This is a genomic window from Kitasatospora albolonga (genome assembly GCA_002082585.1).
GTDB classification, from domain to species: Bacteria; Actinomycetota; Actinomycetes; order Streptomycetales; family Streptomycetaceae; genus Streptomyces; species Streptomyces stephensoniae.
The window spans coordinates 5,510,963-5,531,874 of sequence record CP020563.1 but is presented as its reverse complement, the minus strand read 5'-3'; the positions used below and the strand labels follow the sequence as shown (position 1 = coordinate 5,531,874).

General features: G+C 72.4%; 22 protein-coding genes. 10 read left to right on the top strand and 12 right to left on the bottom strand.

What is annotated here, in order from left to right:
• Positions 1–335: 335 nt before the first annotated feature.
• Together B7C62_24590 and B7C62_24585 are read left to right on the top strand one after the other, a co-directional pair.
• Entirely contained in the window at positions 336–1,463 is a 1,128-nt protein-coding gene (locus B7C62_24590) for a magnesium transporter CorA (protein ID ARF75063.1), read from the top strand.
• Positions 1,464–1,494: 31 nt separating this feature from the next.
• Positions 1,495–2,016 (top strand): hypothetical protein, encoded by a 522-nt coding sequence (locus B7C62_24585; GenBank protein ARF75062.1) that lies wholly within the window; start codon positions 1,495–1,497, stop codon positions 2,014–2,016.
• A gap of 19 nt (positions 2,017–2,035) precedes the next feature.
• Here B7C62_24585 and B7C62_24580 read toward each other — a convergent pair whose 3' ends face one another.
• Positions 2,036–2,797: a hypothetical protein gene (locus B7C62_24580; GenBank protein ID ARF75061.1), complete on the bottom strand. Its 762-nt coding sequence runs from the start codon at positions 2,795–2,797 to the stop codon at positions 2,036–2,038.
• 234 nt (positions 2,798–3,031) lie between these two features.
• Here B7C62_24580 and B7C62_24575 point away from each other — a divergent pair, with 234 nt between their 5' ends.
• From B7C62_24575 to B7C62_24565, 3 genes are read left to right on the top strand one after another with little or no spacing between them, the layout of a single operon-like run.
• The gene (locus B7C62_24575; protein ID ARF75060.1) at positions 3,032–4,306 is read left to right on the top strand and encodes a magnesium transporter; all 1,275 of its coding nucleotides are present in this window, start codon (positions 3,032–3,034) and stop codon (positions 4,304–4,306) included.
• Positions 4,296–4,856 (top strand): hypothetical protein, encoded by a 561-nt coding sequence (locus B7C62_24570; protein ID ARF75059.1) that lies wholly within the window; start codon positions 4,296–4,298, stop codon positions 4,854–4,856. Before B7C62_24575 ends, B7C62_24570 begins: the two co-directional genes overlap by 11 nt.
• Positions 4,857–4,899: 43 nt before the next feature.
• Positions 4,900–6,033, top strand: a complete 1,134-nt coding sequence (locus B7C62_24565) for a sodium:proton antiporter (protein ARF75058.1) — start codon at positions 4,900–4,902, stop codon at positions 6,031–6,033.
• A 115-nt stretch (positions 6,034–6,148) separates the two neighbouring features.
• Here B7C62_24565 and B7C62_24560 read toward each other — a convergent pair whose 3' ends face one another.
• The 5 genes from B7C62_24560 to B7C62_24540 all read right to left on the bottom strand — a co-directional run bounded on the left by B7C62_24560 (position 6,149) and on the right by B7C62_24540 (position 11,218).
• A complete protein-coding gene (locus tag B7C62_24560) occupies positions 6,149–6,814 on the bottom strand; it encodes a hypothetical protein (protein ARF75057.1) in 666 nt (221 codons plus the stop codon).
• Between the two features lie 126 nt (positions 6,815–6,940).
• A complete protein-coding gene (locus B7C62_24555) occupies positions 6,941–7,438 on the bottom strand; it encodes a Sec-independent protein translocase TatB (GenBank protein ARF75056.1) in 498 nt (165 codons plus the stop codon).
• 127 nt (positions 7,439–7,565) lie between these two features.
• On the bottom strand, positions 7,566–9,332 hold the full coding sequence (locus B7C62_24550; protein ID ARF75055.1) for a protease: 1,767 nt from the start codon (positions 9,330–9,332) through the stop codon (positions 7,566–7,568).
• Between the two features lie 144 nt (positions 9,333–9,476).
• Entirely contained in the window at positions 9,477–10,532 is a 1,056-nt protein-coding gene (locus B7C62_24545; protein ID ARF75054.1) for a zf-HC2 domain containing protein, read from the bottom strand.
• Positions 10,529–11,218, bottom strand: coding sequence for an RNA polymerase sigma factor SigE (locus B7C62_24540; protein ID ARF75053.1), 690 nt, complete (start codon positions 11,216–11,218; stop codon positions 10,529–10,531). Before B7C62_24540 ends, B7C62_24545 begins: the two co-directional genes overlap by 4 nt.
• 249 nt (positions 11,219–11,467) lie before the next feature.
• Between B7C62_24540 and B7C62_24535 the strand changes: the two genes are divergently transcribed.
• Positions 11,468–12,133 carry a methyltransferase gene (locus tag B7C62_24535; GenBank protein ARF75052.1) on the top strand — a complete coding sequence of 222 codons (666 nt, stop codon included), beginning with the start codon at positions 11,468–11,470 and terminating at the stop codon, positions 12,131–12,133.
• Between the two features lie 89 nt (positions 12,134–12,222).
• Here B7C62_24535 and B7C62_24530 read toward each other — a convergent pair whose 3' ends face one another.
• Positions 12,223–12,390 (bottom strand): DUF3117 domain-containing protein, encoded by a 168-nt coding sequence (locus B7C62_24530; GenBank protein ARF75051.1) that lies wholly within the window; start codon positions 12,388–12,390, stop codon positions 12,223–12,225.
• Positions 12,391–12,705: 315 nt separating this feature from the next.
• Between B7C62_24530 and B7C62_24525 the strand changes: the two genes are divergently transcribed.
• Positions 12,706–13,518 (top strand): enoyl-CoA hydratase, encoded by an 813-nt coding sequence (locus B7C62_24525; GenBank protein ARF75050.1) that lies wholly within the window; start codon positions 12,706–12,708, stop codon positions 13,516–13,518.
• 4 nt (positions 13,519–13,522) lie between these two features.
• Here B7C62_24525 and B7C62_24520 read toward each other — a convergent pair whose 3' ends face one another.
• Positions 13,523–14,116, bottom strand: coding sequence for a 3-methyladenine DNA glycosylase (locus B7C62_24520; protein ID ARF75049.1), 594 nt, complete (start codon positions 14,114–14,116; stop codon positions 13,523–13,525).
• Complete coding sequence (locus tag B7C62_24515) at positions 14,113–14,598, bottom strand: cell division protein DivIVA (protein ARF75048.1); 486 nt, start codon at positions 14,596–14,598, stop codon at positions 14,113–14,115. The genes B7C62_24520 and B7C62_24515 overlap by 4 nt, the downstream gene beginning before the upstream one ends.
• Before the next feature lie 74 nt (positions 14,599–14,672).
• On the opposite strand from B7C62_24515, the gene B7C62_24510 reads away from it, so the two are divergent.
• Entirely contained in the window at positions 14,673–15,545 is an 873-nt protein-coding gene (locus B7C62_24510; GenBank protein ID ARF75047.1) for a dihydropteroate synthase, read from the top strand.
• A gap of 93 nt (positions 15,546–15,638) precedes the next feature.
• Here the strand turns inward: B7C62_24510 and B7C62_24505 are convergent, their stop codons facing one another.
• Positions 15,639–16,424 (bottom strand): Rossman fold protein, TIGR00730 family, encoded by a 786-nt coding sequence (locus B7C62_24505; protein ARF75046.1) that lies wholly within the window; start codon positions 16,422–16,424, stop codon positions 15,639–15,641.
• Positions 16,425–16,544: 120 nt separating this feature from the next.
• The gene (locus B7C62_24500; protein ARF75045.1) at positions 16,545–17,624 is read right to left on the bottom strand and encodes a succinyl-diaminopimelate desuccinylase; all 1,080 of its coding nucleotides are present in this window, start codon (positions 17,622–17,624) and stop codon (positions 16,545–16,547) included.
• Between the two features lie 241 nt (positions 17,625–17,865).
• On the opposite strand from B7C62_24500, the gene B7C62_24495 reads away from it, so the two are divergent.
• Both B7C62_24495 and B7C62_24490 read left to right on the top strand, forming a co-directional pair.
• Positions 17,866–18,783: a hypothetical protein gene (locus B7C62_24495; GenBank protein ARF75044.1), complete on the top strand. Its 918-nt coding sequence runs from the start codon at positions 17,866–17,868 to the stop codon at positions 18,781–18,783.
• Between the two features lie 409 nt (positions 18,784–19,192).
• Positions 19,193–19,648, top strand: a complete 456-nt coding sequence (locus B7C62_24490) for an ATP-binding protein (GenBank protein ID ARF75043.1) — start codon at positions 19,193–19,195, stop codon at positions 19,646–19,648.
• Positions 19,649–19,779: 131 nt separating this feature from the next.
• Here B7C62_24490 and B7C62_24485 read toward each other — a convergent pair whose 3' ends face one another.
• Positions 19,780–20,874 carry a succinyldiaminopimelate transaminase gene (locus B7C62_24485; GenBank protein ID ARF75042.1) on the bottom strand — a complete coding sequence of 365 codons (1,095 nt, stop codon included), beginning with the start codon at positions 20,872–20,874 and terminating at the stop codon, positions 19,780–19,782.
• Between the last annotated feature and the right edge of the window lie 38 nt (positions 20,875–20,912).

Below are 20,912 nucleotides of genomic sequence, written 5' to 3'. Positions count from 1 at the left end.
GTCGTCCCTCACGGGGGACCGGCCGGAGGAGGTGGGGACTGCCATGGATCGTCCAAGTCGACCGTGCAGTACCGATCACCCTTCCGCGCATCGCTTCTCCCGCTGAACCCCCGTTCAGCCATCCGTTGAACTGACGCTCTGTCGGGCTTCCCCGGCAGCCCCTTTCAACGGTCGTTCACCGCGCGGAAGACACTTCCGTTCTCTTTCTCAGCCTGTCTGTTGCGAACGCCGTCATCGCGCCCGCGCGGTGGAGCCCGCTTTGCGGACGTGAGCGCACGTCCCCATTCCGGGCTGTTCCACGCCCTCGCCGACGGCCCTCCGTGAAGGAGCCAGCCATGTCGATGATCCGTGACCTGCGCGCCGCCGTGCGCCCGTCCCTGCGTCCGTCCTTCCGTAAGAACACCGCCCCTTACAGCGCTTACGACACCACTCGCGATCCCTCCGCCTCCACCGCCGTCGTCGACTGCGCGGTCTACCGCGACGGCCGCCGCCTGGAGGGGCCCACGACCCCGACCCCGCACGAGGCGATGCTCGAGGTGCGGGAGAAGGGCGGCTTCGCCTGGATCGGGCTGCACGAGCCGACGGAGGAGGAATTCGCGGGCATCGCCCGGGAGTTCGGGCTCCACCCGCTCGCCGTGGAGGACGCCGTCCACGCCCACCAGCGGCCCAAGCTGGAGCGGTACGACGACACGCTGTTCACCGTCTTCAAGACGATCCACTACGTGGAGCACGACGAGCTGACCGCGACCAGCGAGGTCGTGGAGACCGGTGAGGTGATGTGCTTCACCGGCCGGGACTTCGTCATCACCGTCCGGCACGGCGGCCAGGGCTCCCTGCGCGGCCTGCGCCACCGTCTCCAGGAGGACCCGGAGCTGCTGGCCAAGGGTCCCTCCGCCGTGCTGCACGCCGTGGCCGACCATGTCGTCGACGGGTACATCGCAGTGGCGGAGGCGGTGCAGGACGACATCGACGAGGTGGAGATCGATGTCTTCTCCACCCCGGCCAAGGGCGGCCGGCGCGGATCGGACGCGGGGCGGATCTACCAGCTCAAGCGGGAGGTGCTGGAGTTCAAGCGGGCCGTGTCGCCGCTGCTGCGGCCGATGCAGCTGCTCAGCGAGCGGCCGATGCGGCTGATCGACCCGGACATCCAGAAGTACTTCCGGGACGTGGCCGACCACCTCGCCCGGGTCCAGGAGGAGGTCATCGGCTTCGACGAGCTGCTGAACTCGATCCTCCAGGCCAATCTGGCGCAGGCGACCGTCGCCCAGAACGAGGACATGCGCAAGATCACTTCCTGGGCGGCGATCATCGCCGTGCCCACGGCGATCTGCGGGATCTACGGCATGAACTTCGACTACATGCCGGAGCTGGAGTGGAAGTACGGCTATCCGCTGGTGCTCGGGCTCATCGGCGCGGTCTGCTTCTCCATCCACCGCATCCTGAAGCGCAACGGCTGGCTGTGAGCGCGGGAGGGCACCGCCTAAGCTCCCGCCCATGACTGATCCTGCCGCCGCCCTGCTGGAGAAGGCCCTCGTCGAGGAGGCCACGAAGAAGTCCGGCCTCATCTGGGTACGGGCCACCGGGCCCGCCCGGGCCGTGTGGCACGTCTGGCACGAGGGCGCGGCCCACCTCGTCGGGGACGGCCCGGGCGAGCAGCCGCTGCCGGAGGGGCTGGCCGACGGGGGAAGCGCCGAGGTGACCGTACGCAGCAAGGACAAGGGCGGCCGGATCGTGGCCTGGACCGCGGGCGTACGGGTCCTGGCGCCGCACTCCGAGGAGTGGGAGGCGGCCGTCGCCGAGCTGAGGGGCAAGCGGCTCAACGCGCCGGACGCCGAGGTGATGACCGAGCGCTGGGCGAAGGAGTGCGCGGTCGTGCGCCTGACGCCCGGGGCGGTCAGCACCCGTCTGCCGGACACCTCGCTGGCCGCCGCCCCGCTGCCGACCGGGGCGACCACGCGGCGGCCCGTACCGGCCGCGCTCCCCCGGCTGCTGCTGAAGCGGCGCCGTACGCGCTGACGCCCGGCCGTGAGAGGACTCAGCCCGAGGACTTGGGGAGCTGGCCGCCGTAGTCCACGGTGTCGTCCTTGTCCGGGGCCTCCAGCGGGAAGGCGCGCCCCCAGTCGGCCAGGGAGACCGTGCCCCCGCCGCCGCCCCTGGCCACCCGCACCGGGTACGGCTTGCCCTCCAGGGAGACGTCGAGCGCCCCGCCCTCGCCCTTGCCGCCCAGGAGCTGGATGGTGCGGTGTCCGGCGACCGTGTCCCGGCTGCCCTTGTTCAGGGTGCCGTGCAGCGGCAGCAGGCCGTCGAGGAGGACCTTCTTGTCGGTGAAGCCGCGCAGCTGGCGGTAGCTGGGGTCGTCCTTGGGGACCTTCACGTACTTGCCGCCCAGCTTCTCGGCCGCCTCCTGGTCGGAGGCGCCCGCCTTGCCGCCCTCCTCGTGCGTCCAGAAGTCGGCGTCGGCCTTGATGAAGAGCTCGTCCTCGATCCGCAGCAGCACGAAGTTCCGCTTCTTGGAGGAGACCGACCCCGTGCCGCCCTTGTCGCTGAGCTTCATGTTCAGCATGTAGGTGCCGCCCTTGCTCACCAGGGTGCCCGCCAGCCGTACGCCGTCGGCGCTGTCGGCCGCCGCTCTGGTCTTCTTGTCGATCTGCTCGGCGGAGAGTTTCCCGATCCCGTTGGTCCCCTTGTCCGGGTCCTCGCCCGCGCAGGCCGTGAGGGCGGCGACGAGCCCCCCGCAGAGCACGAGCGCGAGCGCGGTCCGGTGATGATTCCGGACTGCCGGGGCAAAAGAGGTCACGGGCGTACTGCCTCTCAACTGCGATCGGGGGGCAGAGCGCAGCGTACCCGGGGTCCGGGCACCTCCCGCCAGCGCGCCGTACGGACGGGTCCGCCGGGGCGCGGTACGGCGGCAGGGGCTAGCCTGATCCCGCGTACGGCGGTCCGCGCGGACGGGCCCGCGTACGACGGAACGCGCTGGTGGCACGGAGCGTCGGCCGGACGGCCGGCGGAACGGGAGACGAGGAGGCGGAGCATGGCGGCAGGAGCCCCCCGGGTCTTCGTCTCGCACCTCTCCGGGGTGCCGGTGTTCGACCCGAACGGGGACCAGGTCGGCCGGGTCCGCGACCTGGTGGCGATGTTGCGGGTCGGCGCACGGCCGCCGCGCATCCTGGGCCTGGTCGTCGAGGTGATCAGCCGACGGCGGATCTTCCTGCCGATGACCCGGGTGACGGGTGTCGAGTCGGGCCAGGTCATCACGACCGGTGTCGTCAACATGCGGCGCTTCGAGCAGCGGCCCACCGAACGGCTCGTCCTCGGCGAGTTCCTCGACCGCCGGGTGCGGCTGGTGGAGAGCGACGAGGAGGTCACCGTCCTGGACGTGGCGATCCAGCAGCTGCCCGCCCGGCGGGACTGGGAGATCGACAAGTACTTCGTCCGCAAGGGGCGCGGCGGGGCGCTGCGCCGCAAGGGCGAGACGCTGACGGTGGAGTGGTCGGCGGTGAGCGGCTTCTCGCTGGAGGAGCACGGGCAGGGCGCGGAGAACCTGGTCGCCACGTTCGAGCGGCTGCGCCCCGCCGATGTGGCCAACGCCCTGCACCACCTCTCCCCCAAGCGCCGGGTGGAGGTGGCCGCCGCGCTCGACGACGACCGGCTCGCCGATGTCCTGGAGGAGCTGCCCGAGGACGACCAGGTGGAGATCCTCGGCAAGCTGAAGGAGGAGCGGGCCGCCGACGTCCTGGAGGCGATGGACCCGGACGACGCGGCCGACCTGCTCTCGGAGCTGCCGGAGGAGGACAAGGAGCGGCTGCTGACCCTGATGCGCCCGGACGACGCCGCCGACGTACGGCGTCTGATGTCGTACGAGGAGCGGACGGCGGGCGGTCTGATGACGACCGAGCCGATCGTGCTCCGGCCGGACGCCACGGTGGCCGACGCGCTCGCCCGGGTCCGGCAGCAGGACCTGTCCCCGGCGCTCGCCGCCCAGGTGTACGTATGCCGCTCCCCCGACGAGACGCCGACCGGGAAGTACCTGGGCACCGTGCACTTCCAGCGGCTGCTGCGCGACCCTCCGTTCACCCTGGTGAGCTCCATCGTGGACAGCGATCTGGTGCCGCTGCCCCCGGACACCCCGCTGCCGACGGTGACCAGCTATCTGGCGGCGTACAACCTGGTCTCGGCGCCCGTCGTGGACGAGAGCGGGTCGCTGCTGGGCGCGGTGACCGTGGACGACGTGCTGGACCATCTGCTGCCCGAGGACTGGCGCGAGACCGACTTCCACGGTGAGGGGGGCATCCACCATGGCCGGTGAGGAGCGGTCGAAGGCCGCGTCGACGGGCTCGTCGGGCCTGGTGCGGCCTCCGCGCACCCGGCTCGACCAGCCGAAGGCGCCGGGGCTGAAGCTGCTGCCGGAGTACGACCCGGAGGCGTTCGGCCGGTTCTCCGAGCGGATCGCGCGGTTCCTGGGGACCGGGCGGTTCATCGTCTGGATGACGCTGATCATCATCGTCTGGGTGGCGTGGAACGTCTGGGCGCCCGAGCACCTGCGGTGGGACGAGTACCCGTTCATCTTCCTGACCCTGATGCTCTCGCTCCAGGCGTCGTACGCCGCTCCGCTGATCCTGCTGGCCCAGAACCGGCAGGACGACCGGGACCGGGTCACCCACGAGCAGGACCGCAAGCAGAACGAGCGGTCCATCGCCGACACCGAGTACCTCAGCCGGGAGATCGCGGCGCTGCGGATGGGGCTCGGCGAGGTCGCCACCCGGGACTGGATGCGCTCGGAGCTCCAGGACATGGTGCGGGACCTGGAGGAGCGCCGGATCGTGCGTACGTCCGAGAGTGACGAAGGCGACCGCTGAGGGGCTACCCGCCCGTAGGGCCCGGCGCCGTAACATCGTCTGTATGGCTACGGAAGACGCGGTGCTTGAGGCACTGGCGACAGTGAACGACCCGGAGATCCACCGCCCGATCACCGAGCTGGGCATGGTGAAATCGGTCGAGATCGATCCTGACGGTGCAGTCGCTGTCACGGTGTATCTCACGGTCTCCGGCTGCCCGATGCGCGACACGATCACCAGGAACGTGGAGGAGGCCGTCTCCCGCGTGGCGGGCGTCTCCCGCGTGGCGGTCACCCTCGACGTGATGAGCGACGAGCAGCGCAAGGACCTGGCGAGCTCGCTGCGCGGCGGGACGGCCGAGCGCGAGGTGCCCTTCGCCAAGCCCGGATCGCTGACCCGGGTGTACGCGGTCGCCTCCGGCAAGGGCGGCGTCGGCAAGTCCTCGGTGACGGTGAACCTGGCGGCGGCGATGGCGGCCGACGGGCTGAAGGTCGGCGTCGTGGACGCGGACATCTACGGGCACAGCGTGCCCCGGATGCTCGGCGCGGACGGCAAGCCCACCCAGGTCGAGAACATGATCATGCCGCCGTCCGCGCACGGTGTGAAGGTCATCTCCATCGGCATGTTCACCCCGGGCAACGCGCCCGTGGTGTGGCGCGGCCCGATGCTGCACCGGGCGCTCCAGCAGTTCCTGGCCGATGTGTACTGGGGCGACCTGGACGTCCTGCTCCTCGACCTGCCGCCGGGCACCGGTGACATCGCGATCTCGGTGGCGCAGCTCGTGCCGAACGCGGAGATCCTGGTGGTCACGACCCCGCAGCAGGCGGCGGCCGAGGTGGCGGAGCGGGCCGGGTCCATCGCCGTACAGACCCACCAGAAGATCGTCGGCGTCGTGGAGAACATGTCGGGCATGCCGTGTCCGCACTGCGACGAGATGGTCGACGTCTTCGGCTCGGGCGGCGGCGCTCGGGTCGCGGAGGGGCTGACCCGGACGGTCGGCGCCGAGGTGCCGGTGCTGGGCGCGATCCCGATCGACGTACGGCTGCGCGAGGGCGGCGACGAGGGCAAGCCGGTGGTCCTGTCCGACCCGGACTCCCCGGCGGGCAGCGCGCTGCGCGCGATCGCGGGCAAGCTGGGGGGCCGTCAGCGCGGTCTGTCGGGCATGTCGCTGGGGATCACCCCGCGCAACAAGTTCTGAGCCCTGCCGCTCGTGAGCGCCGTACGGGCCGGGAAGACCGGGCCGTACGGCGCTCACGCGTTCCGGGCGCGGGCCCTACGCTCAGCTCTCGGGCTTTACGCGCGACTCCCGGGTCCTACGCGTAGCTCTCGATGTCCTTGATCACCGAGAACCCCAGCCCGTACGCGCTCATCCCCCGCCCGTACGCCCCGATGTGCACGCCTTCGTGCGCCGACCCGGCGAGCACCCAGCCGAACTCGGACTCCCGGTAGTGGAACTCCACCGGGACCCCGTCCACCGGCAGGGAGAGCGTCGACCAGGGCGCCGAGCCGAGGTCGTCGGCGAGGGTGAACGCCGTCTCGGTCTGCTGGTCCAGCCAGTCGTCGCGCAGGGTGTGGTCCATCTGCGGCGGCCACGTGTACGCCAGCAGCCCCGAGCCGGCCAGCCAGGCGGCCGAGGAGACCGTGGTGGCGTCCAGGACCCCCGTACCGTCACCGCTGTGCCGCACCGGGCTGGCGGCGACCGTGATGACGGCCGCGAACCGCTCCTTCTCGGCGGCCGAGCCGTCCGTCTTCACCGAGGGCTCGTCGCCGTGCCCGGTCGAACCGTGCTGCACCGTGCCGTCGGCGGCCGTGCCGACCTGCATCAGCCAGCGCGGTCCGGTGAAGGCTTCATCCAGCCCGTACCAGGGAAAAGGGGCTTCCAGGTAGCCGTCGACGGTACGCCGCCGGGCCGCCGGCACCTCCTCCGCCGTGACCGTGCCAGGGGCACCGTCCGTATCCACCCGACTCGTCGTCTCCATCTGAGCGGCCGCCTCCTCGATCAGTTCCGATCCGGAGCGGCCCGCCCCCCGCGGGCGTGGGCGTCCTCGCAACCGGACAGATGGAGAATAGCCATACCGTCCGGACGAGTCGGGATTGACCTGGTGTCAGGTGGCGTCCGCATCGAACGGCGGGCGCTCGGTCTGCGTCTGCTGCGGGGTCTTCTTCAGCAGGTCAGGGGTGGTGTCACCGGTCTTGGTGAGGCTGGGCGAGGTGGCGGTGGCCGACGCGCCCGCCGAGCCGTTCGCCGCACTGTTGGCGGAATCCGGTGCGGGTGTGCGGCCGTTCACCGCGTCCGTGACGTCGGAGAGCTCCTTGCGCAGGTCGAAGCTCTCGCGGATCTCCTTCAGCCCCAGGTCGTCGTTGCCGTCCATCAGCTGCTTGCGGACGAACGTCTTGGGGTTGAGGTCCTCGAACTCGAAGTCCTTGAACTGCGGGCCCAGCTCCGTACGGATGTCTTCCTTGGCGCTGTCCGAGAACTCGCGGATCTTGCGGATGGTGCGCGTGACGTCCTGGATGAGCTTGGGCAGCTTGTCGGGGCCGAAGACCAGCACGGCCAGGACTCCGATGGTCAGCAGCTCCAGTGCGCCTATGTCATTGAACACCTAGCTGCTCCTCGTGTTCTCCGCGTGTTCTCCGCCTGATGCCGGTGTCCGCGGCAGGCTGGGCCGGGTGCCCGGACCGCTCAACGGTACCTGGCCGAGCTGTCGGGGCGGTACCTCGCCGTGTCGCTCACGTGCCGCTCGCCGAGCCGAGCGTCAACGTGATGGACAGCTCCTTGCCACCTCGGGTGAGCCGCAGCTCCAGCCGGTCGCCCGGGCGGTGGGCGCGGATCTTCACGATCAGCTCCTCCCCGCTGTGCACCCGCTGGCCCTGGACGGCGGTGATGACGTCGCCGGACCTGATGCCCGCCTTGTCGGCCGGTCCGCCCTTGGTGACCGCCGGGCCGTCCTCGGCGCCCTTCTCGCCGACCTTGGCCCCGTCGCCGGTGAACTTCATGTCGAGCGTGACGCCGATCACCGGGTGGGTCGCCCGGCCGGTGTTGATCAGCTCCTCGGCGACGCGCTTGCCCTGGTTGATCGGTATCGCGAAGCCGAGGCCGATGGAGCCGGACTGGCCGCCGCGCTCGGCACCCTTGCCGCTGTCGGCCGCGCGGATGGCGCTGTTGATGCCGATGACGTGGGCCTGGGTGTCGACCAGGGGGCCGCCGGAGTTGCCGGGGTTGATCGGAGCGTCGGTCTGGAGGGCGTCGACATAGCTGATGTCGCTGCCGTCGCCCTTCTCGCCGCCCGCGGTGATCGGCCGCTGCTTGGCGCTGATGATGCCCGAGGTGACCGTGTTGGACAGGTCGAAGGGGGCGCCGATGGCCACCACCGGGTCGCCCACCCGGACGTTGTCGGAGTTGCCCAGCGGCAGGGGCTTGAGGCCGGAGACCCCCTTGACCCTGACGACGGCGAGGTCGTAGCCGCTGTCCTTGCCGACGAGTTCGGCGGCGGCCGTCTCGCCGGTGCTGAACGTCACGGTGATGTCGCCGGTGGACCCGGCCGGGGCGACGACGTGGTTGTTGGTGAGGATGTGGCCCCGGTTGTCGAGGACGAAGCCGGTGCCGGTGCCGGACTCGGCGGTGCCGCTGACGTGCAGGGTGACCACGCTGGGCAGGGCGCTGGCGGCGATGCCCGCGACGCTCTCGGGGGCCCGGTCGCCGTTGTCGTGGCTCGCCTGGGGCAGCTCGACGGTGGTCAGCCCGCCGTGGCGCTCGATGTACGCGCCGACTCCGCCGCCGATGCCGCTGGCGACCAGGGTCAGCAGGAGCACCCCGGCGAAAGCCCCGCCCCGGCGGTTCCTCCGGCGCCCCGGCTCACTGCCCGGGGGCGGCCCCGCCTGGGTCAACGGCTGCCCGGGCGCACCCCACGGGTCGTACTGGAGCCACTGCGAGGACTGCGGCGGTACGGGGTGGTCGGGCTGCGGCGGTACGGGGTTGGGCTGCGGGGGTACGGGTGCGGCCTGGGTCTGCGGGGGCACGGGGGTGCCCTGCGGCGGTACGGGGGTGGCGGTGGTCTGCGGGGGTACGGGGGTGCCGTGGGCCGGAGTCGGACGCTGGACCGGCGGGGCGGGCGCCCACGGCCCGGGGCCGCCGTACGGCGGGGTGCTGTACTCGTCGGGCGCGTGCAGCGGCGGGCCGGACGGGAGGGGCGGCTGCGGCTCCTGGCCGGTGGGGCGGGCGGCGGCACCGGGGCGGGCGGCGCTGTCGTGGGGGTCTGCGGCAGGGGTGTCCTGGGGGGCCGGGCCGCCGGGGTGTGCTGCGGTGGCACTGTCCTGGTGGTGTCCGGCGCCGCCGGGGCGTTCGGTGCTCCCGGTGTGCGCGGCCGGGGTGACGTCCTCGGCCGTGCCCCGGTCCCGGTTCTGATCCCGGCCCTCCGGCTCGGTGCGGCCGGGCCGCCCCGCCGCAGGGCGGCTCCACCACTTCGCCTGCGGCCCGGTGGGCTTCCCGTCGTCCATGCTCTCTCCGCAACTGGCCTCTGCACGCCCCACAGAGGCGTTTCTCCCAGGGATTCAACCAGGTTCACGAATCCCTGCGCAGGGGCCCGTCACGGTTCGGCCGGTGTGTGGCCGCTGTGTGGCCGGTGTCCGGCCCGGTTCCGCTCAGCGCCCGGAGGAGAGCGGGCTCGCCAGGTCGTTGGTCGGCGCGGCCGGACCCGGGCCCGAGGGGGCCGGCGGGGTGACCGCCTTCGCTGTCGAACCGCTGCCCAGCACCGCCGCGAGCAGCGGGGTCGAGCTACCGGTCGGGCGTATCAGCGGCGGCGGCACGGACACGTTCACCACGGGGAACGCGAACGGGTGCCCGCCCGATACCGGGGCGCCGAGCAGCAGGGGCGTCGTCATGTGCGCCCGGAGCGACAGGGGCGGCTTCACCGCCGGGACGCCGGACACCGGGGGTGCGGTGAGCGAGGGGGACGGCCGGTGGGTACCGGTCGACGACCCGTCGGCCGACAGGCGCTCGCCGCCCACCGACTGCGTACCGCCCCCGCGGCTGACCGCCTCGGCGGAACCTCCGGCGCGGGTCTCGGCGTCGAGCGGGGTCACGCTGGTCCCGCTGCCCTCGGCGCGCGGGACGGAGTCGGGGCCGTAGTCCAGCGGCAGGGTGCCGCCGAGCGCGAGGGCCGCCAGGGAGACCGCACCGGCCGCCGCGAAGGCGAAGCGCCGCCCGCGCCACGGGGAGCGCTCGGCGTCCCGGTCCACGTCGTGGATGCGGAGGACGGAGCGGGGGCCGACCGGGAGGGCCGCGGTGGAGCCGTGGGCGGCCGGGAAATAGCCGAACTCGTCCAGGGGGGAGGAGGGCGCGGCGGTGTCGCGGCGGGTGGAGCCCGAGGACCGCACCGGGGGGAAGAACTCGTCGGCGAAGGGCCCGCCGCCGCCGAACGGCCTGCCGCCACCGCTGCCGTCGTCTCCAGGGCCCCCGGGAAGGCCCTGGAGACGGGCCAGGAACCCCTCGGAGGGCGAGGGTGAGGCAGACATGGCGAAGGCGCTCTTGAGGCGGCGCTGGGCGTCGGCCTCGGCCTTGCACCGGGCGCAGGTCGCCAGATGGGCGAGGACCCGCTCGCGGGCATCGTGATTGAGCTCGCCGTCGACCAGCGCGGCGAGCCGGTCCCCCAGATGCGCTTCGGCGGGGGTGGGACCGGTCGGACCTGTGCCACTCACGCCGTTCCGCCCTCCCCTGCCAGGACCGCGTCCGCCAGGGAGCGCTGCTCGGCGCGGGCTTCGGGCGAACGGTGCTTGAGCGCCTTGCGCAGATGCGAGCGGCCCCGGTGGATACGGCTGCGCACGGTGCCGAGCTTCACCCCGAGGGTGGCGGCGATCTCCTCGTAGCTGAGGCCCTCGATGTCGCAGAGGACGACGGCGGCGCGGAACTCGGGCGCCAGGGTGTCCAGCGCCTGCTGCACATCGGCGTCGAAGTGGGTGTCGTTGAAGACCTGCTGCGGGGACGGCTCCCGGCTGGGCAGCCGCTCGGCCGCGTCGTCGCCGAGCGAGTCGAAGCGGATGCGCTGCTTGCGCCGGACCATGTCCAGGAAGAGATTGGTGGTGATGCGGTGCAGCCAGCCCTCGAAGGTGCCGGGCGTGTAGGTCGACAGCGAGCGGAAGACTCTGACGAAGACTTCCTGCGTCAGGTCCTCGGCGTCGTGCTGGTTGCCCGTCAGCCGGTAGGCGAGGCGGTACACGCGCGCGCTGTGCGTGCTGACGATCTCTTCCCATGAGGGCGGGGTCCACGCCTGAGAATCCGCATCAGAGGCGAAGGTCGCGGTCGGTGCGGAGTCTTCGGAAGAACGGTCAGCAATGTTGGTCACGGATTTCGGCTCACCGGCCGACCTGAGAAGGCGCCGCAGCACCCCGCCCCGATCCACAGGCGCAGCCGCACCTCCCCTATCGGCTCTGGTGGTGTCCAGTGGAGCCCCTACCATAGCCACCTCGCCCGTTAGCTCCGGATAAGCCTTTTCCCTGCTGGGGCCGGGCGCCGCCCGGAGCCTCCTCGCAGCTCACCGGTCCGATCCGCGGGCCGGGCAGCTGCGCTTTCCCCACTCCTTGCACAACGCCCGGTCCCATCTGCGGGTTCCCGGGTCCAGCGGATACAGTCACCGTTGCGCCAACTACGGGGACAGGAGAGGGTCATTACCGCCAACCGGCAGACGAGCTGGGGCCTCGCCGACGCCTTTGTCGCCGAGGACGAAGCTCTGCACCGGGCCCGGGAGAGGGCCCGCGAGCTGGGTCTCCGCTCCGTGTCCCCGGGCACCGGCGCCGCGCTGCGCCTGCTGGCCGGTGCCGCGGGCGCCAAAGCGGTGGCGGAAATCGGCACGGGCACGGGCGTGTCCGGCATCTACCTGCTGCACGGGATGCGGCCGGACGGCGTGCTGACCACGGTGGACCCGGAGCCCGAGCGCCAGCAGTTCGCCCGGGAGGCGTTCCGCGAGGCGGGCTTCGCCTCCAACCGGTCCCGTTTCATCCCCGGCCGCGCGCTGGACGTCCTGCCCCGGCTCGCGGACGGCGGTTACGACCTCGTCTTCTGCGACGGCGACCGGCTGGAGAGCCTCGACTGCCTCGCTGAATCGTTGCGCCTGCTGCGCCCCGGCGGCCTGGTCTGCTTCGAGGGCGTCTTCGCGGACGGCCGTACGGTCGACTCCGCCGCCCAGCCCGCCGAGGTGCTGCGGCTGCGGGAGCTGCTGCGCGCGGTGCGCGACAGCCAGGAGCTGATGCCGACGCTGCTCCCGGTCGGCGACGGGCTGCTCTGCGCGGTCCGGCGCGGCTGAGCCCGTACCCGCGACGACTCCTCCGGACGCACCACTGCCCGGTACGGAGATCCGTACCGGGCAGTGGTGAAGGTGATGGGCGTTCCGCGTCAGCCGACGACCTTCTTCAGCGCGTCGCCGAGGGCATCGGCCTCGTCCGGAGTCAGCTCGACAACAAGCCGACCGCCGCCTTCGAGCGGAACGCGCATGACGATGCCCCGCCCCTCCTTTGTCACCTCGAGCGGGCCGTCGCCCGTCCGCGGCTTCATGGCCGCCATGCTCGTTCCCCTTCCTGAAACCAGCTCATCGCAACCGGCGGCCCCATGACAGGCGCTGCCTCACCGGCATCGAACACATTGCTTCTTCACCATTATCCCGCATCAATGACCCCGATGACCAACATCGCTCTGCATCGCTTGCGCAACGCGCTCTCTCAAAACCACTCAATTCGGCGATCCGGCTGCGATACTGCGCCGCCCCGGGCCCCCAGGTGAGGGCCAATTGTTAGACGCAGGTCACATCGGCGGGCCGCCCCGCGTCGGCCATGCTTGCCCCCAGTGGCAACGATGCCCGAGCAGTGAGGGGACAGCACCATGGCCGACGAACTGGCGAACACCGTGCTCTACGACGTGACCGGGGGTCTCGCGACGATCACGATCAACCGACCCGACGCGATGAACGCCATGAACACCGCGGCGAAGGTCGCGCTCCGGGACGCCCTGGAGGCGGCGGGCGCCGATCCGGGCGTACGGGCGGTTCTGCTCACGGCCACCGGGCGCGCCTTCTGCGTCGGCCAGGACCTCAAGGAGCACGTCGCCACACTGGCGGCGACCCGTGAGGCGGGGGACGGCAACGCGCTGAGCACCGTACGGGAGCACTACAACCCGATCGTGCGGGCGATCACCGGGATGGCCAAGCCCGTGGTCGCCGGGGTGAACGGGGTCGCGGCCGGGGCCGGGTTCGGGTTCGCCCTGGCGGCCGACTACCGGGTGGTCGCCGACACGGCTTCCTTCAACACCTCCTTCGCGGGCGTCGCGCTGACGGCCGACTCGGGCGTGTCCTGGACGCTGCCCCGGCTGATCGGCCCGAGCCGCGCCGCCGACCTGCTGTTCTTCCCGCGCTCGATCTCCGCGCAGGACGCGTACGAGCTGGGCCTGGTCAACCGGGTGGTACCGGCGGAGAAGCTGGCCGAGGAGGCCGCGCAGGTGGCCCGCGCCCTGGCGGACGGTCCGACGGTGGCGTACGCGGCGCTGAAGGAGTCCCTGGCGTACGGCGCCGGGCACACGCTCGCCGAGGCGCTGGAGAAGGAGGACGAACTCCAGACCCGGGCGGGCGCGTCGCAGGACCACACCATCGCGGTGGAGGCGTTCCTGAAGAAGGAGAAGCCGGTCTATCTCGGGAAGTGACCGCTCATCCCACGGTGGCCCCGCCCCGGGCCACGCAGTCCGCGAGGTGGTCGTCGACCAGGCCGCACGCCTGCATCAGGGCGTAGGCGGTGGTGGGGCCGACGAAGCGGATCGAGCGCCTCTTCAGCTCCTTGGCCAGCGCGGTGGACTCCGGAGTGACGGCGGGGACGTCGTCCAGTCCGCGCGGGGCGGGGCGGCCGGCCGGATCGGGGGCGTACGACCAGATCAGCTCGTCCAGCTCCCCGGCCGGCCAGTCGGCGAGCACCTTCGCGTTGGCGAGGGTGGCGTCGACCTTGGCCCGGTTGCGGATGATGCCCGGGTCGGCGAGGAGCCGCTCCCGGTCGGCGTCGGTGAACTTCGCGACCTCGGCGATCCTGAACCCGGCGAAGGCCGTACGGAAGGTCTCGCGGCGGCGCAGGATCGTCAGCCAGGACAGGCCGGACTGGAACGCCTCCAGGCAGAGCCGCTCGAACAGGGCGTCGTCCCCGTGGACCGGGCGGCCCCACTCGGTGTCGTGGTAGGCGAGGTAGTCCTCGGTGGACAGCCCCCACGGGCAGCGCGGCCGTCCGTCGGGGGCCGCGACGGCTCCGGTGCTCATCGTGCCTCGCCCTCCGTGCGGTCCGGGCCCGCGGTGCCGTTCCGCTGAGCGTCGCCGGGCCCGGCGGTCCGGTCCTCCCCGGGCTGTCTGCCCTCCCCCGGCTGCTTGAACAGGTCGGTCCCCGTGCTCACCACGGACGCCTGCGCCCCGGCCAGGGCGGATTCCAGCTCCGCGATCCGGGCGTCCCGCTCGGCCAGCTCCGCGCCGAGCCGGGACAGCGCCTCGTCGACGTCCGCCATCCGGTAGCCACGGGCGGCCATCGGCAGGCGGAGCGCCTCGACGTCCGCCCGGCCGACCGGGCGGGTCGCGGGCAGCGGGTCGGTGAACCGCTCGGGGGTGACGTCCTGGAGCACGGCGCTCCCGCCACCGCCGACCACCGCGAGGGTGACCGCCGTGACGACCACCACCATCGTGAGCAGCAAGAACCAGAACACGCGTATCTCCCCGGGAGCGGAAACCTCGGCCGGCTCCGATCGTGCCATGCGGCACCGACAGTCGGGGCCGGCCGTCGCCGACCGTTAGGGTCACAGGCGGGCTACCAGGGAGGAAACAGGGGATGGCAAGCGGTGCACTCAGGCTGGGGCGGCGGGAATTCGGGCCGTACGAGCCGGTGATCATGGCGATCGTGAACCGGACCCCGGACTCCTTCTACGACCAGGGCGCCACGTTCCGGGACGAACCAGCGCTGGCCCGGGTCGAGCAGGCGGTGGCCGAGGGCGCCGCGATCATCGACATCGGCGGGGTGAAGGCGGGCCCCGGCGAGGAGGTGAGCGCCGAGGAGGAGGCGCGCCGGACGGTGGGGTTCGTCGCCGAGGTACGCCGCCGCCACCCGGACGTGGTGATCAGCGTGGACACCTGGCGGCACGACGTGGGCGAGGCGGTCTGCGAGGCCGGGGCGGACCTGCTGAACGACGCGTGGGGCGGGGTCGACCCGAAGCTGGCGGAGGTCGCCGCGCGGTACGGAGCGGGTCTGGTGTGCACGCACGCGGGCGGCGCGGAGCCGCGGACCCGGCCGCACCGGATCGCGTACGACGACGTCATGGCGGACATCCTGCGCGTGACGGTGGGGCTGGCGGAGCGGGCGGTGGAGCTCGGGGTGCGGGCGGACGGGATCATGATCGATCCCGGGCACGACTTCGGTAAGAACACGCGGCACTCTCTTGAGGCGACGCGTCGTCTTGAGGAGATGGCGGAGACGGGGTGGCCGGTGCTGGTCTCCCTGTCCAACAAGGACTTCGTGGGCGAGACCCTGGACCGGCCGGTGAAGGAGCGGGTGATCGGGACGCTGGCCACGACGGCGGTGTCGGCGTGGCTGGGGGCGCGGGTGTACCGGGTGCACGAGGTGGCGGAGACGCGGCAGGTGCTGGACATGGTGGCGTCCATCGCCGGGCACCGGGAACCGGCGGTGGCGCGGAGGGGGCTGGCGTAGGAGGTGCCGCCCGCCCGGCGGGGCGGGGTCCGGGGCGCTGCCCCGGACCCCGCCCCTCAAGCGCCGGACGGGCTGAGTGCGGCCGGACACGCCCTAGCGTCCGACCTCCTTCGTCACCAGCGCCACCGCCTCGTCCACGTCGTCCGTCACGTGGAACAGCAGCAGGTCCTTCTCCGATGCCTTGCCGCCGGCCACCACCGTGTCGCGGAGCCAGTCCACCAGGCCGCCCCAGTAGGCGGTGCCGAAGAGGACGATCGGGAAGCGGGTCACCTTACCGGTCTGGACGAGGGTGAGCGCCTCGAAGAGCTCGTCCAGGGTGCCGAGGCCGCCGGGCAGGACCACGAAGCCCTGCGCGTACTTCACGAACATCGTCTTGCGGACGAAGAAGTAGCGGAAGTTGACGCCGATGTCGACGTGCGGGTTCAGCCCCGACTCGAAGGGCAGCTCGATACCGAGGCCCACCGAGACGCCCTTCGCCTCCCGGGCTCCCTTGTTGGCGGCCTCCATCGCGCCCGGGCCGCCGCCCGTGATCACCGCGAAGCCCGCGTCGACCAGGGCCTTGCCGATCGCGACCCCGGCGTCGTACTCCGGTGATCCGGCCGGGGTGCGGGCCGATCCGAAGACGCTGATCGCGCTCGGCAGTTCGGCGAGCGCACCGAAGCCCTCGACGAACTCCGACTGGATGCGCATCACCCGCCAGGGGTCGGTGTGCACCCACTCGGAGTCACCCTCGGAGTCCAGCAGCCGCTGGTCGGTCGTGCCGGGCTGGACCTGCTCCCTGCGGCGCAGTACCGGACCCAGCCACTGTTCCTCGGGGGCCACCGCGCCCTCCGGGACCTCCGCACCCTCGGGAATCCGTGCGTCCTCGGCGTTGCCCATGTTCCGCTCCCTCCACCGACCTGCGTCGTCCTGGGTCGGGCTGTGTCGTGCTGCGTCCGGCCAGCGTAGATCGGCGGAGGTTACGTACGGGGGAATGCCGTACGTCGGAAGGTCAGCCGGTCAGCTGCTCAGCCAGGAGCGGAGGCGGTCCTCGCAGTGGGTGATCTTCTCGGCCACCACGTGTTCGTCGCGCTTGTGGGCGTAGATCGGGTCGCCGGGGCCGTAGTTCACCGCGGGGACGCCGAGGCCGCCGAAGCGGGAGACGTCCGTCCAGCCGAACTTGGGCCGGGCGGTGCCGCCGACCGCCTTCATGAACGCCTGGGCGGCGGGGTGGGAGAGGCCGGGCATGGCCGCGCCGGAGTGGTCGTCGATGACGATCTCGGCCACCCCGCAGTCGGCGAAGACCTCGCGGACGTGGGCGATGGCCTCTTCCTCGGTGCGGTCGGGGGCGTAGCGGTAGTTGACGACGACGGTGCAGGCGTCCGGGATGACGTTGGTGGCGACGCCGCCCTCGATGCCGACCGCGTTGAGCCCCTCGTGGTACTCCAGGCCGTCGATGACCGGGCGGCGCGGCTCGTACGCGGCCAGCTTCGCCAGGATCGGGGCGGCGGCGTGGACGGCGTTGGACCCCATCCAGCTGCGCGCCGAGTGCGCCCGCTCCCCCGCCGTACGGAGGTGGACCCGGAGCGTGCCCTGGCAGCCGCCCTCCACCTCGCCGTCGGAGGGCTCCAGGAGGACGGCGAAGTCTCCGGCGAGCCAGTCGGGGTGGGCGGTGGCGATGTGGCCGAGGCCGTTGAGGTCGGCGGCGACCTCTTCGTTGTCGTAGAAGATGAAGGTCAGGTCGCGGTTGGGTTCGGGGACCGTCGCGGCGATCCGGAGCTGGACGGCGACCCCGGCCTTCATGTCGGTGGTCCCGCAGCCCCAGAGGATGCCGTTCTCGTCGAGGCGGGAGGGCACGTTGCCGGCGATCGGCACGGTGTCGATGTGCCCGGCGAGCACGACCCGCTCGGCGCGGCCCAGGTTCGTCCGGGCGACGACGTTGTTGCCGTGGCGGTCGACGGTCAGATGGGGCAGGCCGCGCAGCGCTGTCTCGATCGCGTCGGCGAGTGCCTTCTCCTCCCCGCTGACCGAGGGGATGTCGACGAGCCGTGCGGTGAGCGCCGGGCCGTCCAGGGTCAGGTCAAGCGTGCTGTCGGACATGGCCACGACCCTAGAGGACGGCGCGCGGGGCCCGGCCATGGCCCTGGAGGGCGGTACGCCCGACCTGGCCACGAGCCTGAGGGACTGAGGTATCGGCCCGGGCGGGACCGGGGTGCCGACCCCGCAGGACCGGGGTATCGGCCCGGGCAGGACTGGGGTATCGGCCCCCGCAGGACCGGGGTATCGCCCCAGGCGGGACTGGGGTATCGGCCCCGGCCGAACCCTCCAGTACGGTGGGGCCGTGCCCCGGACAGCCAGCCCCCGCCGCCGCAGCCGCCTCCTCCGTTACACGGCCGCCCTCGCCGTGCTCGCGGCGCTCGGCGGCTATCTGGCCGTGCAGTACGACTCCTCGAACACCAAGGCCGTACCGCGCTGTGTGGTCCGCGCCGCCGACGGGGACCACGTGTACGAGATGAGCCTGCACCAGGCGGCGAACGCGGCGACGATCTCCGCCGTCGGGACCACGCGCGGGATGCCGGAGCGGGCGGTGACGATCGCCATCGCGACGGCGATCCAGGAGTCCACGCTCCGCAACATCGACTACGGGGACCGGGACTCGGTGGGCCTGTTCCAGCAGCGCCCCTCGCAGGGCTGGGGCACCGTGGCGCAGATCATGGACCCGGTGTACTCGGCCGGGGAGTTCTACGACCACCTCGCCGAGGTCCCGGGCTACTCGCGGCTCCCGCTGACCGTGGCCGCGCAGCGCGTGCAGCGCAGCGGGTTCCCGCAGGCGTACGCGAAGCACGAGCCGGACGCCGCGCTGCTGGCCGCCGCGCTGACCGGGCGCGAGCCCACCGCGCTGAACTGCACACCGTCGCAGAAGACCGGCCAAGGCCCGGGGGACGCGGCGAAGGTGCGGGCGGAGCTGATCCGTACCTTCGGCAAGGACGTCCTGCCGACCGCGAAGGCCGCGGGGTCCCCGGCCGCCGCCACCGTCTCGGTGCCCGTACCGGCGGCGGCCCGGGCCACGTCCGACGGCGCTCCCCGGCGCGGCTGGGAGCTGGCGCACTGGGCGGTGGCGCACTCCCAGGAGCTGCGGATCGAGCGCGTGAGCTATGCCGACCGGGTCTGGGAGGCCGGTTCGGGCTGGCGTACGGAGGACGCGAAGGACAAGGAACCGGACGCGACGGCCGTCGCGATCCGGGTCGCCGCCGAGTAGGACCGCACAACAGGTCGCCCGGCAGGCCGCTCAGCAGGTCACCGGCAGGGCTCCCGGTAAGCCGCCCGGCAGGGTCGGCCCGGTAAGTCACCCAACAAGCCGCACAGCAGGGCGCCCAGGAGTGCGAAGCGTCACCCGTACGGGTCCTGAGACCTCGCTCCCGGACCCGTTTCGGCGCCCCCTTTCCCCTTCCGTTCGTCCCGCACCGATTCCCTTGCCTCCCAAGGGAAGTGACGGTTCGTCGCACGCCTGCGGAATGCTGCGTTTGCCCGGGTTCCTCCGCTGCGGATTATCGGACGCATTACTCACTCTTTACCTTGGCCCGCCGCAACTTTCCCTCCCCTCCGACCGGTTGTCAGTGCGTCCGGATCGACCGGACAGACCTCACGGACCTCGTCGAAGGAGCACCATGTCCCTCCCCCTGCCCCGTCGGATCGCTCGTACCGCGCTGCTGTTCGCCGCAGGCGTCGTCCCCGTGGTCGGTGCGGCCGGTGCCGCAGGTGCCGCAGAGCTCCCGCAGACCCCGGACCTGGGCGGCCTCACCGCACTGGACGGTGCGAGCGTCGGCAACACCCTGGACAGCGCCGCCCAGCAGGGCACCCAGGCGGCCGGTGACACCGGCGGCCGTATCGTCGGCACCGCCGTGCCGGCCGCGGGCAAGACCGTCGGCAACACCGCCAAGGTGGCCGCCCCGGCCGCCCAGGAGACCGCAGGCCAGACCGCGGGCCAGGCGGGCGAGGCCGTCGGCGGTGTGGCCGACGCCGCCGGTGGCGGGCTGCCCACCGACGCCCTCACCCAGGGCGGCCTGCCCACGGACGGGCTGCCCACCGGCGGCCTGCCGCTGGGTGGCCTGCCGATCGGCTGACCCACCGCCGTACGACGTACGGGAGCCGACTCACCGCCGTACGACGTACGGGAGCCGAGCCACCGCCGTACGAACACATGCGTGAGGGCCCGGGGAGTGCGCACTCCCCGGGCCCTCACGCGTCCCCGGGTTCAGGTCAGGCGCTTGACCGCCGCCGCCACCCGCTCGTCGGTCGCGGTGAACGCCACCCGGACGAAGCGCTCGCCCGCCGGGCCGTAGAAGTCGCCGGGCGCGACGAGGATGCCCAGCTCCGCGAGGTACGCCACGGTCTCCCAGCACGGCTCGTCACGGGTCGCCCAGAGGTAGAGGCTCGCCTCGCTGTGCTCGATCCGGAAGCCGTGCGCCTCCAGGGCCGTACGCAGGGCCAGGCGGCGGTCCGCGTACCGGACGCGCTGCTCGGCCACGTGCGTGTCGTCCCCGAGGGCGGCGACGGTGGCCGCCTGGACGGGGGCGGGCGTCATCATCCCGCCGTGCTTGCGGATCAGCAGCAGCTCGCCGAGGACGGCCGCGTCACCCGCGATGAACGCGGCCCGGTACCCGGCCAGGTTGGAGCGCTTGGAGAGCGAGTGGACGGCGACGATCCCGTCGTAGTGGCCGCCGCAGACGTCCGGGTGGAGCACCGAGACCGGCTCGGCCTCCCAGCCCAGCTCCAGGTAGCACTCGTCGCTGAAGACCAGCACCCCGTGCTCGCGCGCCCAGGCGACGGTCCGGACCAGCTCGTCCTTGGCCAGCACCCGGCCGGTCGGGTTGGAGGGCGAGTTGAGCCAGAGCAGCTTCAGCCCGGCCGGGTCCAGCTCGGTCGGGTCGTCGTAGACGACGGGCTCCGCGCCGCAGAGCCGGGCGCCGACCTCGTACGTCGGGTAGGCGAGGCGCGGGTAGGCGACCTTGTCGCCGGGGCCGAGCCCGAGCTGCGTCGGCAGCCAGGCCACCAGTTCCTTGGAGCCGACGACCGGCAGCACGTTGGCGTGCGTCACCCCTCGCGCGCCGAGCCGCCGCTCCACCCAGCCGGTGAGCGCGTCCCGCAGGGCCTCGGTCCCCCACACCGTCGGATAGCCGGGGCTGTCCGCGGCGGCGACGAGCGCCTGCCGGATCACCTCGGGCACCGGGTCGACCGGCGTGCCGACGGAGAGGTCCACGATGCCGTCCGGGTGGGCCTGGGCCGTCGTCTTGTACGGCGTGAGCCTGTCCCAGGGGAAGACCGGGAGGCGGGAGGAGACTGCGGACACGGGACTCTGCTTTCTCGGAGCTCTCTGGGGCTTTCTCG

What these genes read in the sequence shown, in the direction of transcription:
- B7C62_24590 (ARF75063.1), top strand. Translation starts at nt 336, where the DNA reads ATGTCGATGATCCGTGACCTGCGCGCCGCCGTGCGCCCGTCCCTGCGT.
- B7C62_24585 (ARF75062.1), top strand. Translation starts at nt 1,495, where the DNA reads ATGACTGATCCTGCCGCCGCCCTGCTGGAGAAGGCCCTCGTCGAGGAG.
- B7C62_24575 (ARF75060.1), top strand. Translation starts at nt 3,032, where the DNA reads ATGGCGGCAGGAGCCCCCCGGGTCTTCGTCTCGCACCTCTCCGGGGTG.
- B7C62_24570 (ARF75059.1), top strand. Translation starts at nt 4,296, where the DNA reads ATGGCCGGTGAGGAGCGGTCGAAGGCCGCGTCGACGGGCTCGTCGGGC.
- B7C62_24565 (ARF75058.1), top strand. Translation starts at nt 4,900, where the DNA reads ATGGCTACGGAAGACGCGGTGCTTGAGGCACTGGCGACAGTGAACGAC.
- B7C62_24560 (ARF75057.1), bottom strand. Translation starts at nt 6,814, where the DNA reads ATGGAGACGACGAGTCGGGTGGATACGGACGGTGCCCCTGGCACGGTC.
- B7C62_24550 (ARF75055.1), bottom strand. Translation starts at nt 9,332, where the DNA reads ATGGACGACGGGAAGCCCACCGGGCCGCAGGCGAAGTGGTGGAGCCGC.
- B7C62_24530 (ARF75051.1), bottom strand. Translation starts at nt 12,390, where the DNA reads ATGGCGGCCATGAAGCCGCGGACGGGCGACGGCCCGCTCGAGGTGACA.
- B7C62_24525 (ARF75050.1), top strand. Translation starts at nt 12,706, where the DNA reads ATGGCCGACGAACTGGCGAACACCGTGCTCTACGACGTGACCGGGGGT.
- B7C62_24520 (ARF75049.1), bottom strand. Translation starts at nt 14,116, where the DNA reads ATGAGCACCGGAGCCGTCGCGGCCCCCGACGGACGGCCGCGCTGCCCG.
- B7C62_24515 (ARF75048.1), bottom strand. Translation starts at nt 14,598, where the DNA reads ATGGCACGATCGGAGCCGGCCGAGGTTTCCGCTCCCGGGGAGATACGC.
- B7C62_24510 (ARF75047.1), top strand. Translation starts at nt 14,673, where the DNA reads ATGGCAAGCGGTGCACTCAGGCTGGGGCGGCGGGAATTCGGGCCGTAC.
- B7C62_24505 (ARF75046.1), bottom strand. Translation starts at nt 16,424, where the DNA reads ATGGGCAACGCCGAGGACGCACGGATTCCCGAGGGTGCGGAGGTCCCG.
- B7C62_24500 (ARF75045.1), bottom strand. Translation starts at nt 17,624, where the DNA reads ATGTCCGACAGCACGCTTGACCTGACCCTGGACGGCCCGGCGCTCACC.
- B7C62_24490 (ARF75043.1), top strand. Translation starts at nt 19,193, where the DNA reads ATGTCCCTCCCCCTGCCCCGTCGGATCGCTCGTACCGCGCTGCTGTTC.